The 16,874-nt window shown below is 59.8% G+C and carries 14 protein-coding genes; 7 read left to right on the forward strand and 7 right to left on the reverse strand.

Going from position 1 to position 16,874, the window contains the following annotated elements; all coding sequences use genetic code 11:
* Positions 1-36 precede the first annotated feature (36 nt).
* The 5 genes from lysS to FHT92_RS22265 form a co-directional block, all read right to left on the reverse strand.
* Positions 37-1,533 (reverse strand): lysine--tRNA ligase, encoded by a 1,497-nt coding sequence (lysS, locus tag FHT92_RS22245; protein WP_183829389.1) that lies wholly within the window; start codon positions 1,531-1,533, stop codon positions 37-39.
* Positions 1,534-1,555: 22 nt separating this feature from the next.
* A complete protein-coding gene (gltX, locus tag FHT92_RS22250) occupies positions 1,556-3,010 on the reverse strand; it encodes a glutamate--tRNA ligase (protein ID WP_183748520.1) in 1,455 nt (484 codons plus the stop codon).
* Between the two features lie 360 nt (positions 3,011-3,370).
* Complete coding sequence (locus tag FHT92_RS22255) at positions 3,371-4,120, reverse strand: TerC family protein (RefSeq protein WP_183748521.1); 750 nt, start codon at positions 4,118-4,120, stop codon at positions 3,371-3,373.
* A gap of 101 nt (positions 4,121-4,221) precedes the next feature.
* Positions 4,222-5,061 carry an AraC family transcriptional regulator gene (locus FHT92_RS22260; RefSeq protein WP_183829392.1) on the reverse strand — a complete coding sequence of 280 codons (840 nt, stop codon included), beginning with the start codon at positions 5,059-5,061 and terminating at the stop codon, positions 4,222-4,224.
* A gap of 105 nt (positions 5,062-5,166) precedes the next feature.
* The gene (locus FHT92_RS22265; RefSeq protein ID WP_183748523.1) at positions 5,167-5,847 is read right to left on the reverse strand and encodes a TetR/AcrR family transcriptional regulator; all 681 of its coding nucleotides are present in this window, start codon (positions 5,845-5,847) and stop codon (positions 5,167-5,169) included.
* Positions 5,848-5,999: 152 nt separating this feature from the next.
* On the opposite strand from FHT92_RS22265, the gene FHT92_RS22270 reads away from it, so the two are divergent.
* The 6 genes from FHT92_RS22270 (at position 6,000) to FHT92_RS22295 (ending at position 13,631) form a co-directional block, all read left to right on the forward strand.
* A complete protein-coding gene (locus tag FHT92_RS22270) occupies positions 6,000-7,208 on the forward strand; it encodes an HlyD family secretion protein (protein WP_183829395.1) in 1,209 nt (402 codons plus the stop codon).
* A 28-nt stretch (positions 7,209-7,236) separates the two neighbouring features.
* Positions 7,237-8,838: a DHA2 family efflux MFS transporter permease subunit gene (locus FHT92_RS22275; RefSeq protein ID WP_183829398.1), complete on the forward strand. Its 1,602-nt coding sequence runs from the start codon at positions 7,237-7,239 to the stop codon at positions 8,836-8,838.
* Between the two features lie 151 nt (positions 8,839-8,989).
* Positions 8,990-10,015 carry a LacI family DNA-binding transcriptional regulator gene (locus FHT92_RS22280; protein ID WP_183829401.1) on the forward strand — a complete coding sequence of 342 codons (1,026 nt, stop codon included), beginning with the start codon at positions 8,990-8,992 and terminating at the stop codon, positions 10,013-10,015.
* 21 nt (positions 10,016-10,036) lie between these two features.
* Positions 10,037-11,491, forward strand: a complete 1,455-nt coding sequence (gene xylB / locus FHT92_RS22285) for a xylulokinase (protein ID WP_183829404.1) — start codon at positions 10,037-10,039, stop codon at positions 11,489-11,491.
* A 59-nt stretch (positions 11,492-11,550) separates the two neighbouring features.
* Positions 11,551-12,861 carry a xylose isomerase gene (gene xylA / locus FHT92_RS22290; protein WP_183829407.1) on the forward strand — a complete coding sequence of 437 codons (1,311 nt, stop codon included), beginning with the start codon at positions 11,551-11,553 and terminating at the stop codon, positions 12,859-12,861.
* Between the two features lie 149 nt (positions 12,862-13,010).
* On the forward strand, positions 13,011-13,631 hold the full coding sequence (locus FHT92_RS22295) for a trans-aconitate 2-methyltransferase (protein ID WP_183829409.1): 621 nt from the start codon (positions 13,011-13,013) through the stop codon (positions 13,629-13,631).
* Positions 13,632-13,652: 21 nt separating this feature from the next.
* On the opposite strand, the gene FHT92_RS22300 is transcribed toward FHT92_RS22295, so the two are convergent.
* Positions 13,653-14,039: an ester cyclase gene (locus FHT92_RS22300; protein ID WP_183829412.1), complete on the reverse strand. Its 387-nt coding sequence runs from the start codon at positions 14,037-14,039 to the stop codon at positions 13,653-13,655.
* A gap of 91 nt (positions 14,040-14,130) precedes the next feature.
* Positions 14,131-15,162 (reverse strand): LacI family DNA-binding transcriptional regulator, encoded by a 1,032-nt coding sequence (locus FHT92_RS22305; RefSeq protein ID WP_113117229.1) that lies wholly within the window; start codon positions 15,160-15,162, stop codon positions 14,131-14,133.
* A gap of 164 nt (positions 15,163-15,326) precedes the next feature.
* On the opposite strand from FHT92_RS22305, the gene FHT92_RS22310 reads away from it, so the two are divergent.
* On the forward strand, positions 15,327-16,853 hold the full coding sequence (locus FHT92_RS22310) for a sugar ABC transporter ATP-binding protein (protein WP_183748534.1): 1,527 nt from the start codon (positions 15,327-15,329) through the stop codon (positions 16,851-16,853).
* The last annotated feature ends 21 nt before the right edge of the window (positions 16,854-16,874 follow it).

The following is a 16,874-nucleotide window of genomic DNA, read 5'->3' on the forward strand; positions in this document are numbered from 1 at the left end:
CGGGCGCTCCGTTTTGACGTTCAGGCAATTCGTTTCTCAGTCAGCCTTGCTACGGCGAGCCGGGAAGAGAATGACGTCGCGGATCGACGGCGCGTTGGTAAGCAGCATGATCAGGCGGTCAACGCCGATGCCGAGGCCGCCTGCTGGCGGCATGCCCTGGTCGATTGCATCGAGGAATTCCTCGTCGAGCTGTTTTGCCTTCTCGCCGCGGGCATGGGCCTGCTCGAGCTGCTCTACCATGCGGCGGCGCTGCTCTTCCGGATCGTTGAGTTCGGAGAAGGCGTTGCCGAGTTCCCAGGCGTTGCAATAGGTCTCGAAACGTTCGACGAGGCGCGGCTCGCCAGGGACTTCCTTGGCGAAAGGCGAGATGTCCTTCGGGAAATGCGTGACATGCGACGGCTGGATCAGCGTCTGCTCGACCTTCTCTTCGAAGATGAAGGCTAGGCACTCGCCCCAGGTCCAGTCCTTCTCGACCTCGAATCCCGCAGCCTTTGCAGCAGCGCGGGCTTCCTCGTCGGTCTTCATCGCCAGGAAGTCGATGCCGGTGACTTCCTTGACGGCATCAGGCATCGGAACGCGCTTGAACGGTCCCTTGAACGACATGGTCTTGTCGCCGAAGGGGAATTCCGTCGTGCCATGGATCGAGAGCGCTAAGCTCTCGAACAGCCGCTCGACGAGGTCCATGATGTCCTCGTAGTCGGCATAGGCCCAGTAGCACTCCATCATGGTGAATTCCGGATTGTGCCGGGTGGAGACGCCTTCATTGCGGAAGTTACGGTTGATCTCGAACACCTTGTCGGTGAGGCCCGAAACCAATGTGCGCTTCAGGAACAGTTCCGGCGCGATGCGCAGGTACATGTCGAGCTTCAGCGTGTTGTGATGCGTCTTGAATGGCTCGGCGGTGGCGCCGCCGTAGACCGAGTGCAGCATCGGCGTTTCGACTTCCATGAAGCCGTCGTCTTCCATGAAGCGGCGGATGCCGGAGAGGATCTTCGAACGCTGCTGGAAGCGCAGCTTCGATTCCTCGTTGGTCATGATGTCGAGGTGGCGCTTGCGGTAGCGCAGCTCGATGTCTGACAGGCCGTGCCACTTTTCGGGCATCGGCAGCAGCGACTTCGTCAGCATCTCGATTTTCTGAGCGTTGATCGTCAGCTCGCCGCGCTTGGTGCGGCGCACGATGCCGGTGACGCCAATAATGTCGCCGATGTCGATCATTGGCAGAAGCGCGCGGGCCTCTTCCGGGGTCGTATCCTTGTGACTGAAAATCTGGATCTTGCCGCCGGCATCGTGGATGTCCATGAACATGCCGGAGTTGCGCGACGAGTAGACGCGGCCGGCAACGGTCACGACATCCTGCGTCTCGACGTCGGGTTCCAGGCCCTCGTATTTCGCGGCCAATTCGGCATTGGTCATCGTCCGGTGGAAATGTGCCGGATAGACGTCGCCGATCTGCTCGCGCAGCAGCTTCAGCTTCTGGGCGCGCACTTCCGTTGCGTCAGAGGAAAGGGTGCTTTCGGTCTTTTTGTCAGCCATTGTCGAATTCCTCTGACAGTTCTTACTTCGAGCCGACGAGGGCTGCGACGGCCTGCGCGGCGAGCTTCAGGCGCTGGCGCACGACCGAACGGCCGAGGATCGCCATGGAATCAAAGAGCGGCAGCGAGCGCGACGAGCCGGAAACGGCCACGAAGAGAGGAGCTACCACGACCTTCAGCTTCTTGCCCATGCGGTCGGCGACGGCACGCAATTCAGCTTCGATCGTCTCGACATTCCATTCGAGGATTTTTTCGAGATCCGGCTGAACGGTGTTGAGGATCTCCAGGATCTCTTCCGGCGGCGACTTGATCTTGGCGAAATCCGACGGCTGCAGGCCGAGATCGGACTTCAGCAAGAAGCCTGCGAGATCCGGCAGTTCGCCGAGCTTGGAAATGCGCGTCTGCGACAGGCGCAGGCCGGCCATCAGGCGGTCGTTTTCCATCGCCCAGGTCAGCACGCGAGCGCGGAAATCCTCTTCCGACAGCTTTTCGCGAATCCAGCGGCCGTTCAGCCAGTCGAGCTTCTGGATGTCGAAGATCGCGCCGGCCTTGGATAGGTTTTCCGGGTCGAACTTTTCCGAGAGTTCGTCCATATCAAGCAGTTCTTCGCCTTCGGCGATCTGGATGAAGAACAGGCCGAGGAAGTTCATCAGCGCTTCGGGGATATAGCCGAGCGCGGAATAGTAGGAAATCGAGGTCGGGTTCTTGCGCTTCGACAGTTTGGATTTGTCGGCATTGCGCATCAGCGATAGATGCATGAACACCGGCTGGTCCCAGCCGAAATAGCGATAGAGCAGAATGTGCTTCGGCACGGAGGCCAGCCATTCCTCACCACGCGCGACATGAGTGATCTTCATCAGATGGTCGTCGATGACGTTGGCCATATGATAGGTCGGCATGCCGTCAGCCTTGATCAGCACCTGCATGTCGACGGAATCCCACGGGATCGACACATCGCCATAGACGCCGTCGGTGAAGTCGCACGAGCCTTCGGTCGGGATCTTCATGCGGATGACGGTGGTTTCACCGGCCGCCATGCGAGAGGTGACTTCCTCGGCCTTGAGGGTCAGGCAGAGACCGTCATATTTTGGCGGCTTGCCGGCAGCGCGCTGGCTCTCGCGCATCTGCTCCAGCCGCTCGGGCGTGCAGAAACAGCGGAAGGCATGGCCCTTGTCCAGCAGCTCCTGCGCGTAGGGCTGGTACATGTCCTTGCGATCGGACTGGCGATAGGGGCCGTAGGGGCCGCCGATATCGGGGCCTTCCTTCCATTCCAGCCCGCACCACTTCAGCGCATCCAGCACTTTCGTTTCGAATTCAGGGGTCGAGCGCGTCGCGTCGGTATCCTCGATGCGCAGGATGAACTCGCCACCGTGCTTCTTGGCAAAGAGATAGTTGAAGAGAGCGATGTAAGCGGTGCCGACATGCGGCTCGCCGGTCGGCGAGGGAGCGATGCGGACGCGGACGCCGGAAGCTGTCATTTTATGTGCCCGTCAATGAATGCCGAGCGGCTTTTCAGCGAAAGCGACGTCCGGCCTGGAGAATGCAGATATCTATTGGAAATCGGCTGGAGGAAGGCGTCTGCCCGCATAATCCGCCGATTATCCTGATGGTTGCGCTTAGGCCATATTCAAAAGGGCGCGTCAAGAAAAACCGCTTTTGGCGGGCTTCTTCCGGCCTCTCCGGCGGCCGCTTCGGATGATCTGTTCTTCGAGGTGAAGCCCGACGACATGAAGCAGGCGATGTCTGTGCTTTTCAGCAAGGCCGCCAGTGCGCAGAAGAACCTCCGCCTTACCGAGTAAGGCGGAGACGACGATTGGGTCTCAGATGGATAGACGGCCTTAGTGGCCGCCCTCGCGCTTTCGCCGGCGCGCGTTTCTTGCAAACATATTCAGCACCTCGACGAGGGCCGAGAAGGCCATGGCGGCGTAGACATAGCCCTTCGGCACGTGGAAGCCCATACCGTCGGCGATCAGGGTCGTGCCGATCATCAGCAGGAACGCCAGTGCCAGCATGACGATCGTCGGATTGCGCTCGATGAAATTGGCGAGCGGCGTTGCGGCGACGAGCATGACCGTGACAGCGGCAATGACGGCGACGATCATGATCGGCAGATGCGGCGTCATGCCGACGGCGGTGATGATGCTGTCCACCGAGAAGACGAGATCGAGCAGAAGGATCTGGCCGATCGCCGAGGCGAAGCTCGTGCCCGTCTTGCCGGCAATGAAATTCTCCTGATGATCCTCCGGATCGACATTGTGATGGATTTCCTTGGTGGCCTTCCAGACAAGGAAGAGACCGCCGGCGATCAGGATGAGATCCTTCCAGGAGAAGCCGTGGCCGAAAAGCTCGAAGAGCGGTTCGGTAAGCTGAACGATCCAGGCGACCGTGCCGAGCAGGGCAAGACGCATGACGAGAGCAAGGGCGATACCGGTCTTGCGGGCTCTTTCCCGATGCTCGGGCGGCAGCTTGTTGGTGAGGATGGAGATGAAGATTAGGTTGTCTATCCCGAGAACCACTTCCATCACCACGAGCGTGACAAGCGCCACCCAGGCAGCCGGGTCCTGAATGAGCGTCATGATATCCTGCATCGGCGTATTTCCCCTTTGCGTCACCTAAGGACGCGAACAATCTATCGCTACGGGCCTGCCGGGCAAGCACCGCAAGGGGGTATACGAAAACGATCGGGGTTTTATTCCTTGATCGGCAGCCAGATTTCCGTCAGCCCCATCCCCGTATGAGGATCGAAGCGGTCATCATAGCGTTCGAACATGTCGGGCATGCTACCATGTTCGAGACCCGAAGTCGGCCACCAGTTGCCGAAGATCAGGTCCATTGTGGCCGGTATGCCGGAAACATGCCCGCGGTGGGAGAAGACGGCGTAGCGCTGGGCCGGCAGCTTCAGTGTTGCAAAGCCATCCGGCAGATCGTCAGCATCGGATACTTCGACGGCCGCCATGTAACGGAATTTCTCGGTCTCGCCGTCGATATGCGTGCAGATCCCGTAGGCGACATTGCCCTTCTGGTTCGGGATATTGCCGAAATGCTGGTTAAACTTCTGCCAGAGCGAGGGGATCGCAGCATTGCCGCCATAAGCATAGGTTTCCTGCAGGCCGGCAAAAAGCATCGGCTGAAGGGTTTCGAAACGCGGTGGTTCGAGATCGGTAAGGCTTGCGGTTTTCATCCTGATAGGCTCCATCAAAGCGAGGTTGCGAATGTGCCCTTGCCGGCGCACAGCCTCCGGTGTCATGCCGAACTGGTCGCGGAAGGCACGGGTGAAAGCTTCGTGCGAGCCGTAGCCCGCCTCGAGGGCAACCTCGAGAATGCTGGATGAGCCTGAGATGAGAGACAGCGCGGCGCCACTCAAACGCCGTGCGCGGATATAGCCGCTAATCGAATGGCCGGTCACAAGACCGAAGACGCGCGACAGATGATAGCGTGACAATCCGGCGGCTTCCGCGATCTCGTCGAGGCTTATATCGGTTTCGAAATGGCTCTCGATGAACCATATCGCCCGTCCGATGGCGCTCATCTCTTCTCCCTTGGTTGCCGTCTCATTGCTAGCGCAAATGCGACGGCCGGATTTGATCGCTATTGCGCAAATCCGGCAGAAAACCAATCGGGATAGAGATGAGGATCAGGCCGGCTCGTGTTTATGCACGCCATAGGCTGCCATGAAGACGTAGATCGCGCCGCGGATGACGCGCTCAATCTCGTTGCGCGGCGGCGGGCCTTCCATGTTGCCGAAGAGACGCAGCTTGAAGAAGCTGCCGCTTGCAAGATCGAGGAACTGGCCGGCGGCGAGATCGATATCGTCTATCTTCAGGGTACCGGCCTGCACATGCCGCTCCAAGAAGTCGTGCATGATGGTGCGAAGGTTCTGCGGCCCCTTGAAGAAGCGTTGACAGAGAAGGGGCATGCGCTCGCGTACGCCGAGCACGGTGCGCATGGCATCAATGACCTTGTCTTCGGTCATGTGGGTGACGAAGGTTATTCCGAATTCGTACAAGCCGGCCTCGATATCGTCATGCTCGGCAAGGACCGTGCGCACGGCCGCAACAAAGGCGGCGCGCTCGCTCTCGACCATAGCGTGGAAGAGTTCCTCCTTGTTGGCGAAGTAGACATAGAGCGTTCCCTTGGAAACGCCGGCCTCGCGAGTCACATCGTTCATGCTGGCCGCATCGAAGCCCATTTTCATGAACACGCGCCGGGCACCATCAAGAATCTGCTGGCGCTTGGCAGGATCCTCGCCGGCAGCAAAGCGGCCTCCCGGGTTGGGCGGGCTGAATACGGCGATGTCCTCGGGCTTCAGTGTCATGTCTCCTTAACCGTCTTGGCGAATTCGTGTCTTCGTTCAAAGAAATCGAACCGATTGGTTCTATGCATCTTGATATGAAGTTAAAAACGCTTTATGTCAACTGAACCGAACCGTTCAGTTCGATTATTTTACTCCAGATCGGTAGCCTGTCCATGTCGACAAACCAGAAAAGCAACGTCGCGCGCATCGTCAGCGAAAATGCTGGCGCGGAAGAGGTAAAAGCGGAAGCTGCAGCTCCCGCTGAAGCCCTGAAGGCTGAGGCACCGCAGACGGCTCCTGCGCAGTCGTCGCCTGCTGTCGCTCCGGTCGCCGCTGCTCCGAAGAAGCGCCGGAGCTTCGTGCTGCCCGTCGTCGTGCTGGCGCTGCTGGCCGGCGCCGGCTGGTACGGCTATGAATGGTGGACGAATGGCCGCTTCCTGGTGTCGACCGACGACGCCTATATCGAGGGCGATATCGCAACGATCTCGCCGAAGGTCACCGGCTACGTCGCGAAGGTGAATGTTGTCGCCAACCAGGAAGTCAAGGCAGGCGACGTTCTCGCTGCCCTTGATAACGGCGACTACCAGAACGCCCTCGACCAGGCCAATGCTCAGATCGAAACCGAGCAGTTGTCGCTCAGCCGCATCGATGCGCAGATCGAAGGCGCCAGGGCAAGCCTCGTGCAGGCCCAGGCCCAGAAGACTGCCCTCGAAGCCACCGTGCGCGGCGCAGAGATCAAGCAGAAGCGCCAGAGCGACCTGCAGGCGAAGTCGGTCGGCACCACTGCAGATCTCGATGATGCGAATACGGCTCTCGATCAGGCGAAGGCAAACCTTGCCGGCGGCGATGCCAATATCGTTGCTGCCCAGGCTAATATCGCCATCCTCGAAGCCCAGCGCAAGGAAGCCGAGGGTTCGGTGCGCACGCTGGAAATCCAGCGCGACAAGGCCGCCCGCGACCTTTCCTTCACGGTGCTGAAGGCGCCCTATGATGGCGTCGTCGGCAATCGTTCGGTTCAGGAAGGCGATCTCGTTTCGCCCGGCCAGCGGCTGATGGCACTCGTGCCGACCCGCCAGCTCTATATCGACGCCAACTTCAAGGAAACGCAGATCCAGCATCTCGTTGCCGGCTCTAAGGTGAACGTCCATGTGGATGCCTACAGCGATTATCCTGTCGTCGGCACTGTCGAATCGATCTCGCCGGCTTCCGGCTCGGTCTTCTCGATGCTGCCTCCGGAGAATGCGACCGGCAACTTCACCAAGATCATTCAGCGCGTGCCCGTTCGCATCGCCTTGCCGCAGGATGCGCTTGATAGCGGTCGTTTGCGTGCCGGTCTCAGCGTCGTGGTCGACGTCGACACCCGCACGGCGCCGGTGAAGTAAGTCAAGCCCTTAGGGCGGAGGTAGTCCCATGGCCGGGAGTGCGACAGCAACGGCAGGTTCGATCCCGGCAGCGCCTGCGCATGCCGCCGATCGCATGGATCCGAAGAAGCTCATCGCCTTCTTTGCGATGGTGCTCGGCATGTTCATGTCGATCCTCGACATCCAGATCGTCTCCGCCTCGCTTGCCGAAATCCAGGCCGGCCTTTCTGCCGGTACCGATGAAATCGGCTGGGTGCAGACAGCCTATCTGATCGCGGAAGTCATCATGATCCCGCTGTCGGGTACGCTCGCGCGCATCATCTCGACACGTTACCTTTTCGCGATTTCGGCGGCGGGCTTCACCATCTCGAGCGCGCTTGCAGCGACAGCGACGAATATCGACCAGATGATCGTCTACCGCGTCCTCCAGGGCTTCATCGGCGGCGGAATGATTCCCTCGGTCTTTGCTGCCGCCTTTACGATCTTCCCGCCGTCAAAGCGCGCCATCGTCTCGCCGATCATCGGCCTCATCGCCACGTTGGCGCCGACCATCGGCCCAACGGTCGGGGGGTATCTCAGCCACGCCTTCTCCTGGCACTGGCTGTTCCTGGTTAATATCGTTCCCGGTATCATCGTCACGCTCGTTACCTGGAATTTCATCGATTTCGACAAACCGGAACTGTCGCTCTTCAAGAAGTTCGACTGGTCCGGGCTGATTGCCATGGGTATCTTTCTCGGCGCACTGGAATATGTGCTGGAAGAAGGCAATTCGAACGACTGGTTCAACGACAACTACATCGTCATGGGTGCTGTCGCGTCGGCCGTTGCTTGTATCGTCTTCTTCTATCGGGCCTTCACCGTGGAATTCCCTGTCGTCGACCTGACGGCTTTCTCGAACCGAAATTTTTCCTTCGGCTCGGTCTTTTCCTTCGTCATGGGCATCGGCCTTTACGGGCTCACTTATATCTATCCGGTCTATCTCGGCCGTATCCGCGGCTACGATTCGCAGATGATCGGCGAGACGATGTTCGTCTCGGGCCTTGCGATGTTCTTCACCGCGCCGATTGCCGGCCGGCTGTCGACCAAGCTCGACCTGCGTTTCATGATGGCGATCGGTTTCGTAAGCTTTGCGGCCGGCACCTACATCATGACGCATCTGACGCAGGATTGGGACTTCTACGAACTCTTCATCCCGCAGATCCTGCGCGGCTTCGGCCTGATGATGTGCATGGTGCCGATCAACAACATCGCGCTTGGCACCCTGCCGCCGCAGCGTATCCGCGGCGCATCCGGCCTCTTTAACCTGACGCGTAACCTCGGCGGCGCCGTTGGCCTCGCCGTCATCAACACCGTGCTGACCAGCCGCCAGGACGTGCATTACGAGCGGCTGCGCGAAAACATCCATTGGGGCAACACGGCCGCAATCGACCAGATGAACAATATGACCGCAAACTTCAATAATTGGGGTCTGGATGGTGCCAATGTTGCAGTCAAGCAGATGGTCGGCCTTGCCACGCGGCAGGCAATGATCCTTTCGTTCAGCGACATCTTCCTGATGCTGACAGTGCTTTTCCTGGCGATGATCCTCGGCGTCGTCATGATCAAGAAACCCGCGCCGCAAGGCGGCGGTGGAGGCGGTGGCGGCCACTGACCTCCGGCCGTCATTGCAAGAAAGGCCCTCTTCGGAGGGTCTTTCTGTTTTCTGCATGGATGGCTTTGCCCTTTTAACAGGCTGTATGCCTCACCACTTTTTGATTTACGTACATCAAATTTGGCGCTAATGGTCTCCTCTAGGAGGAGCGATGAGGCCAACCGTTCATGATATCGCCGCTGCGGCGGGCGTCAGTCTTGCCACTGTGGACCGGGTTCTGAACCAGCGGCCGGGTGTACGTCATGTGACGCGGGAGAAGGTCGAAACCGCGATCCGCGATCTCGGCTATGTGCGCGACGTGGCCGCTGCAAACCTCGCGAAGAGCCGCGTCTATCCGCTGATCTTCATCCTGCCCGCCAGCGACAACTCCTTCATGCATGGCTTGAATGCTGAAATCCGCGCCGCGATGGCGCGCTCGGCCGCCGAGCGTACGGATATCCGCATCGTCGAGGTACCCGCTTTCGATCCGCAGGCGCTGGTGCGTGAGCTGGAAGCGCTCGCTGCGGAAAAGCCCTCCGGTGTTGCGCTTGTCGCGACCGATGCGCCCGATGTGCGCGCCGCCGTCGACCGATTGGTAAAAGATGGCATTCCGGTCGTCACGCTCGTTTCCGATCTGACAGGGTCGCTGCGCCACCACTATGCCGGCGTCGACAATATTGCGGCGGGGCGCACCGCTGCGCGTCTGCTCGGACGCTTCCTTGGCGCCGCCAAGGGCGAGATCGCCATTCTGGCCGGTTCCATGCTGGTACGCGACCATCGCGAGCGCCTGGAAGGCTTCTCTGCCGTCATGGCTCAGGAATTTCCAGCGCTCCACCTGTTATCGGTTCTGGAAGGCCGGGACGACCCTGAAGTTGCACACATGCTGATTGCCGATGCGCTTGGGAAGAACGACGGCATCATCGGCATTTACAGCCTCGGTGCCGGTAATCGTGGTCTGGTCCGGGCGCTAAAGGAAAAGGCTGTCGACAGGACGCTGACGGTGATTGCCCATGAATTGACCGTCCATACGCGCGCTGCGCTGCTCGACGGCACTATCGACGCAATCCTCAACCAGGATGCCGGCCATGAGGTGCGCAGCGCGATCCGTGTTCTCAAGGCAAAGGCGGACGGGCTTGCCGTCATCGATGCGCAGGAGCGCATTCGCCTCGACATATTCCTGAAAGACAATCTGCCGTAACGGCAAAGGGAGAAATACCACATGTATCTCGGTCTCGATCTCGGAACTTCGGGCGTCAAGGCGATGCTGATCGACGGCGATCAGAAGATCATCGGCTCTGCCAATGGTTCGCTCGACGTCTCGCGTCCGCATTCCGGCTGGTCCGAACAGGAGCCGGCCCATTGGGTCCGGGCCACGGAAGCGGCTGTCGCCGGCCTCAAGGCCAAACATCCGAAGGAGCTTGCCGCCGTCAAGGGCATCGGCCTCTCCGGCCAGATGCACGGCGCGACTTTGCTCGACGCCTCCGATAAGGTGCTGCGTCCCTGCATCCTCTGGAACGACACGCGCTCCCATGTCGAGGCTGCGGCCCTCGATGCCGATCCGCGCTTCCGCAAGCTGACCGGCAATATCGTTTTTCCCGGCTTCACCGCACCGAAGCTTGCCTGGGTCGCCAAGAACGAGCCCGAGATCTTCGCCAAGGTTGCCAAGGTTCTGTTGCCGAAGGACTATCTGCGCCTCTGGCTGACCGGCGAGCATATCTCCGAGATGTCCGACTCGGCCGGCACGTCCTGGCTTGATACCGGCAAGCGCGCCTGGTCGTCGGAGCTTCTGGCTGCGACCAATCTCGATGAGAAGCAGATGCCGAGGCTTGTCGAAGGCACCGAACAAGGTGGCAAACTGCGCGCCGTCCTTGCTTCCGCCTGGGGTATTTCCAGCGATGTCATTGTTGCCGGCGGTGCTGGTGACAATGCAGCTTCGGCCTGCGGCATGGGCACCGTCAGCGATGGCGCTGCCTTCGTTTCGCTCGGCACATCGGGCGTTCTCTTTGCCGCCAATGCCGCCTACCTGCCGAAACCCGAAAGCGCCGTCCATGCTTTCTGCCATGCGCTGCCGAACACCTGGCACCAGATGGGTGTCATCCTGTCGGCGACCGACGCCCTCAACTGGCATTCGTCGGTCACCGGCAAGTCGGCCGCCGATCTCACCGGCGAACTCGGCGAAAGCCTGAACGCGCCGACCGGCGTGACCTTCCTTCCTTACCTCTCGGGAGAGCGCACGCCGCACAATGACGCGGTCATCCGCGGCGCTTTCATCGGTCTCGAGCACGAAAGCAGTCGTGCGGTGTTGACGCAGGCAGTGCTGGAAGGCGTCTCCTTCGCGATCCGCGACAATCTTGAGGCGCTTCGCTCGGCGGGCACGAATATTTCCCGCGTCACGGCTATCGGCGGCGGTTCGCGGTCACGCTACTGGCTCGCCTCGATTGCGACCGCGCTCGGCGTTCCCGTCGACCTGCCGGCCGACGGCGATTTCGGTGCCGCCTTCGGTGCTGCCCGCCTTGGCCTGATTGCGGCAACAGGTGCTGATCCGGTTGCCGTCTGCACGCCGCCGGTCACTGCCGGCACGATCGAGCCGGTCGCTGCGCTGAGCGGCGCCTATGAAGATGCCTACAAGCGTTACCGCTCCGCCTACCCGGCGATCAAGTCGCTGGTGCATTGAGAACTGCAGCCGCGCGGCACCGACGATAAAACTGAACGACAAACCCAAGGAGAACCCCAATGAGCACCGGATTTTTTGGCGACATTCAGAAAGTGAAGTACGAAGGCCCAGACAGCACCAACCCGCTGGCTTTCCGTTACTACCAGCCTGATGAGATCGTTCTCGGCAAGCGCATGGAAGACCATCTGCGCTTCGCAGTCGCCTACTGGCACACGTTCACCTGGCCGGGCGGCGACCCCTTCGGCGGTCAGACCTTCCTGCGTCCGTGGTTCGAAGACACGATGAAAGCTGCCAAGCTCAAGGCTGACGTCGCCTTCGAATTTTTCTCGCTGCTCGGCGCGCCCTACTACTGCTTCCATGACGCCGACGTGCGCCCGGAAGGCAAGAACTTTGCCGAAAACACCAGGAACCTGAACGAGATCGTCGACTATTTCGCCGAAAAGCAGGCCGCCACCGGCACGAAGCTGCTCTGGGGCACGGCGAACCTCTTCTCGAATCGTCGCTACATGTCGGGTGCTGCGACCAACCCGGATCCGGATGTCTTCGCTTTCGCTGCTGCGACGGTCAAGACCTGCATCGACGCCACGCAGAAGCTCGGCGGCGAAAATTACGTTCTGTGGGGTGGCCGCGAAGGCTATGAAACCCTGCTCAACACTGATATCGGCCGCGAGCTCGACCAGCTCGGCCGCTTCCTCAACCTCGTTGTCGAATACAAGCACAAGATCGGCTACAAGGGCACGATCCTCATCGAGCCGAAGCCGCAGGAGCCGACCAAGCACCAGTACGACTACGACGTTGCGACGGTCTATGGCTTCCTCAAGAAGCACGGCCTCGAAAACGAAGTGAAGCTCAACATCGAGCAGGGCCATGCGATCCTTGCCGGCCACTCCTTCGAGCACGAGCTGGCGCTTGCCAACGCGCTCGGTATCTTCGGCTCGATCGACATGAACCGCAACGATTACCAGTCCGGCTGGGATACGGACCAGTTCCCGAACAACGTTCCGGAAATGGCTCTGGCCTATTACTACGTTCTGGCGGGCGGCGGCTTCAAGACGGGCGGTACAAACTTCGATTCGAAGCTGCGCCGTCAGTCACTTGATCCGGCAGACCTGCTGATCGGCCATATCGGCGGCATGGATTGCTGCGCCCGCGGCCTGAAGGCTGCTGCCAAGATGCTCGAAGACAAGGCTCTGTCGCAGCCGCTCGCAGACCGCTATGCCGGCTGGAATTCGGCTGAAGGACAGAAGCTCTTCCGCGGCGAATATTCGCTGGAAGAAATCACGCAGTGGGTCGAAAGCAAGGATATCAATCCGCAGCCGAAGTCCGGCAAGCAGGAACTGCTCGAAAACATCGTCAACCGCTACGTTTGATTGCCGGTCTGATCTTTCTGAAAGCCGGGGAGCAAAAGCTTCCCGGCTTTTTCGTTGTGCGGAGACGGGGGACGGCCGGTTGTGCTGGTCGGGCCGTCGGAAATCTGGCATGCCATCACGAGCGGTGGAGAAAACGTTTGGAGCGTTTCATGACTGACGATCGCAAGCTGCATTGGGAAAACGTCTATTCGACCAAGAGCGAAACCGATGTCAGCTGGTTTCAGGAAAGCCCGGCGCCTTCTCTCGAACTGATCCATCTCGTTAAGGCAAAACGATCCGACGCGATCATCGATGTGGGCGGCGGAGCTTCAAGACTGATCGATAGCCTTCTTGCCGAAGGGTTTGGCGATGTGACGGTGCTCGATCTTTCGTCGGCGGCCCTCGATACGGCGCGAAAGCGTCTTGGCGTCAAAGGTGAGGAGGTCAAGTGGATCGCTGTTGATGCCACGCTTTGGGAGCCACCTCAGGCCTATGATGTCTGGCACGATCGAGCAGCCTTTCATTTCCTGACCGATGCGGCTCAGCAAGCAGCCTATATCGAGCGGCTGAAACGTGCGTTGAAAATGGGGGGGCATCTGATCATGGGGACTTTTGCCCTCGATGGGCCGGACAAGTGCAGCGGCTTGCCGGTTGCGCGCCATAGCTCCGACAGTCTGGCAGAACTCCTCGGACCAGATTTCGAGCTGATCGACAGCCGCCGCCACGATCACTCGACACCCTGGCATAGCGTGCAGAGATTTCAATTCACTACGTTCAAGCGGATTGCATGATCGGAGAGGAAATTCCGCCTTTCAAAGCTGGGCCTCGATGGCTGCCTTGTCTATAACCGACCAGACATTCTCGATCTTTCCATCCAGAAACCCGTAGAAGACGTTTTCGGCGAACTGCACTCTCCTGCCGTTGACGGGAAGACCGAAAAGTTCGCCCTTCGGTGTGCAGTCGAACTGCAAACGGCTCGCCACATGTGGCGGCTCGCAGATCAGCAGTTGGATATCGAAGAAGAGATCGGGAATGGCGCGAAAATCACCTTCCAGCATTTCCCGATAGCCGAGGATGCCGATGTGCTTGCCATTGTAGCGAACCTCGTCGTGGACGAAATTTCTCAAATTTGCCCAGTCCTGTTTGTTCAGGCAAGCAATGTAGCTTCGGTATCTGTCAGCCAGTTCGTTCCGTGTCATTTCGGTTGTCCCGTCTTCGCAGAGGATTCTGCCGGCAAACTAGAACGGGGCGGAGATCAGGCAATGGCGGATGGTTGTCGAGGCTTCGATGCTATCGCTTCTGCCAGTTGCGCGGCGGCGCCGAAACAGAATTGCGCACCACAAGATCCGGTCGCAGCAGGATTTCCGTCTCGGCCGGGCGGCCGTCGGAGAGAAGTTCCAAGAGCAGCGCCATGGCCTGTTTGCCGATTGCCGTGCGCGGCTGGCGAATGGTCGTCAACGAGGGGCTCATGAAAACGGCTTGCGGCACGTCATCGAAGCCGGTGACCGAAAAATCCTGCGGGATATTGTAGCCGCGGGCGTTCAAGCCGATCATTACGCCGATCGCTGTCTGGTCGTTGACGCACATGAAGGCAGTCGGCAGCGTGTCGCGCATGAAAAGCTGCTCCACGGCATGGCGGCCGCTTTCGATCGTGCCATCGCCTTCCAGCACGATACGCGTGTCTTTCGGCACGCCGGCGGCGTCCAGGCCGGCGTCATAGCCCTGCCGGCGGCGGCTGTAGGCGAGGCGGGTGCGGGAGTCGCCGATGAAGGCGATCTTGCGGTGTCCCTCCGCCAGAAGCAGGTCGACGGCTTTCCTCGCGCCTTCAATATCGTCGACGCCGACATAGGGGATGCCACCATTGAAGACGGGTTCGAAGACGCCGACGCTCGGCGGCAGCTGCGCCGTCACCATCTGATGGCCGAAGGGCAGGATGCCGGTAAAGAGGATCAGGCCTGCAGCCTGGTTGGAATTGAAGAATTTCAGATATTCCAGGCCGCGTTGCGCATCATTTTGCGTATGGCCGATCAGCACGCCGTAGCCATGGGCCCGCGCCTCGTTTTCCAGGCCGATGAGGATATTGGAAAAGTTGGGGTCGCCGATATCGGGCGCCACGACCAGGATCATGTTGGAACGACCGAGCCGCAGGCTGCGCGCCATGGCATTCGTCGTATAGCCGGTGATGGCGATCGCCTGGTTGACCTTCAGGCGCGTCGAATTGGCCACCTTTTCGGGCATGTGGATCGCCCGCGATACCGTCGCGATGGAAACCTCGGCGATCCGAGCGACGTCTTCGATTGTAGCGGGCGTGGAATTCGACACGTGGTCTGCCTTGGGCTGTCTTCGCCGCACACTACACAGACTTGTCGGGAGGTCAAATTCACCGCGCAACAGATCTGTGTAAATCCACGATGTAAACCTTTACATGGCTGATGTAAAGGTTTACATATGCCCACATAAGCGGATGGGAGCCGCAGGAGGAAATCATGACCGTGGATACTGCAGAGATTGCACCGGTGGTGTTGTCCGCTAGGCGCATTTGCAAGTCTTTCAGCGGCGTGCAGGTTCTCTTCAGCGTCAACTTCGATCTCCGTGCCGGTGAAATCCACGCGCTAATGGGCGAAAATGGCGCCGGAAAATCCACTCTCGTCAAGATTCTCTCCGGCTTCGAGCAGCCGACCTCCGGCGAGATCCTGCTCGACGGCGAGCCAGTGGTGCTGCCTCCGAACGGCGCAGCCGAAGCGCTCGGCATTGTCATCATTCATCAGGAATTCAATCTTGCTGAACATCTGACGGTCACCGAGAGCCTGTTCCTCGGTCGCGAGGTCACGCATTTCGGAGTGCTCGACCGCAAATACATGCGCTCGGAGACGCGTCGCGTGTTGGATGTGCTCGGTTCGCATGTCGACGAGAATGCGATGATCAGTTCGCTGTCGATCGCCGACAAGCAGATGGTCGAGATTGCCAAGGCAATCAGCCGCGATGCCCGCGTTGTCTTCATGGACGAGCCGACCGCCGTTTTGTCGCGCGAGGAAATCAATATGCTCTTCAAGCAGGTACGTAAGCTGCGCGATCAGGGCACCAGTTTCGTCTTCGTTTCCCATAAGCTTGACGAGGTCATGGAGCTGACCGACAGGGTCACAGTCCTTCGCGATGGCCAGTGGGTGAAGACGGCTCCGACCTCCATGCTGGATGGTGAATCCATTGCGCAGCTCATGGTCGGCCGCGAGCTTTCGAGCCTCTATCCGGCCAAGGTCGAGCCCAATGTCGACGAGGAAGTCGTGCTTCGCGTCAGTTCGGTTTCGACCGGCTACGTGCAGGATGCGAGCTTCGAAGTGCGTAAGGGCGAGGTGATCGGATTTTCCGGACTTATCGGTTCGGGTCGTACCGAGCTGATGGAGGCGATCGCCGGCCTACGTTCGCGCCTTTCCGGCGAGGTCGTCATCCACGGCGAAAGCGTGTCTTCGGGTGATGCGCGTGCCGCCAATCGCGCCGGCCTCGCCTATATGACCAAGGACCGCAAGTCCAAAGGGCTGCTGCTTGGTTCGGGCATGATCGCCAACCTGACGCTGCAATCGCTCGAACGCCATGTCAGCCATGGTTATCTGAGCCCGAACAGCGAAGCGGCAGCGCTTGCCAAGGCCAAGCGGCGCTTCGACATCCGCGTACGCGACGGCAATATCATTGCCGGCCGCATGTCGGGTGGCAACCAGCAGAAGCTTCTTCTCGCCAAGGTCATGGAGACCGAACCGCAGATCATCATCATCGATGAGCCGACGCGCGGCATCGATGTCGGCACCAAGCAGCAGATCTATCATTTCATCTCGGCGCTCGCCCGCGACGGGCGGTCGATCATCGTCGTGTCCTCGGAAATGCCCGAAGTGATAGGGCTCTGCACGCGGGTTGCCGTGATGCGCGAAGGCCGGATCGTCGGCATCCTCGAAGGGGATGAAATTTCCGAACAGGAAATCATGCGTTACGCCGCGGGGCTGAAGCGTCAAGCGGCTGCCTGATGTCGGCGAGGCGCTACGCGA

Source organism: Rhizobium sp. BK377 (assembly GCF_014193935.1).
In the GTDB taxonomy this organism is placed as follows: Bacteria; Pseudomonadota; Alphaproteobacteria; order Rhizobiales; family Rhizobiaceae; genus Rhizobium.

Excerpts from the sequence above, each read along its gene's own strand:
- lysS (WP_183829389.1), bottom strand. The coding sequence starts at position 1,533 with ATGGCTGACAAAAAGACCGAAAGCACCCTTTCCTCTGACGCAACGGAA.
- gltX (WP_183748520.1), bottom strand. The coding sequence starts at position 3,010 with ATGACAGCTTCCGGCGTCCGCGTCCGCATCGCTCCCTCGCCGACCGGC.
- FHT92_RS22255 (WP_183748521.1), bottom strand. The coding sequence starts at position 4,120 with ATGCAGGATATCATGACGCTCATTCAGGACCCGGCTGCCTGGGTGGCG.
- FHT92_RS22260 (WP_183829392.1), bottom strand. The coding sequence starts at position 5,061 with ATGAGCGCCATCGGACGGGCGATATGGTTCATCGAGAGCCATTTCGAA.
- FHT92_RS22265 (WP_183748523.1), bottom strand. The coding sequence starts at position 5,847 with ATGACACTGAAGCCCGAGGACATCGCCGTATTCAGCCCGCCCAACCCG.
- FHT92_RS22270 (WP_183829395.1), top strand. The coding sequence starts at position 6,000 with ATGTCGACAAACCAGAAAAGCAACGTCGCGCGCATCGTCAGCGAAAAT.
- FHT92_RS22275 (WP_183829398.1), top strand. The coding sequence starts at position 7,237 with ATGGCCGGGAGTGCGACAGCAACGGCAGGTTCGATCCCGGCAGCGCCT.
- FHT92_RS22280 (WP_183829401.1), top strand. The coding sequence starts at position 8,990 with ATGAGGCCAACCGTTCATGATATCGCCGCTGCGGCGGGCGTCAGTCTT.
- xylB (WP_183829404.1), top strand. The coding sequence starts at position 10,037 with ATGTATCTCGGTCTCGATCTCGGAACTTCGGGCGTCAAGGCGATGCTG.
- xylA (WP_183829407.1), top strand. The coding sequence starts at position 11,551 with ATGAGCACCGGATTTTTTGGCGACATTCAGAAAGTGAAGTACGAAGGC.
- FHT92_RS22295 (WP_183829409.1), top strand. The coding sequence starts at position 13,011 with ATGACTGACGATCGCAAGCTGCATTGGGAAAACGTCTATTCGACCAAG.
- FHT92_RS22300 (WP_183829412.1), bottom strand. The coding sequence starts at position 14,039 with ATGACACGGAACGAACTGGCTGACAGATACCGAAGCTACATTGCTTGC.
- FHT92_RS22310 (WP_183748534.1), top strand. The coding sequence starts at position 15,327 with ATGACCGTGGATACTGCAGAGATTGCACCGGTGGTGTTGTCCGCTAGG.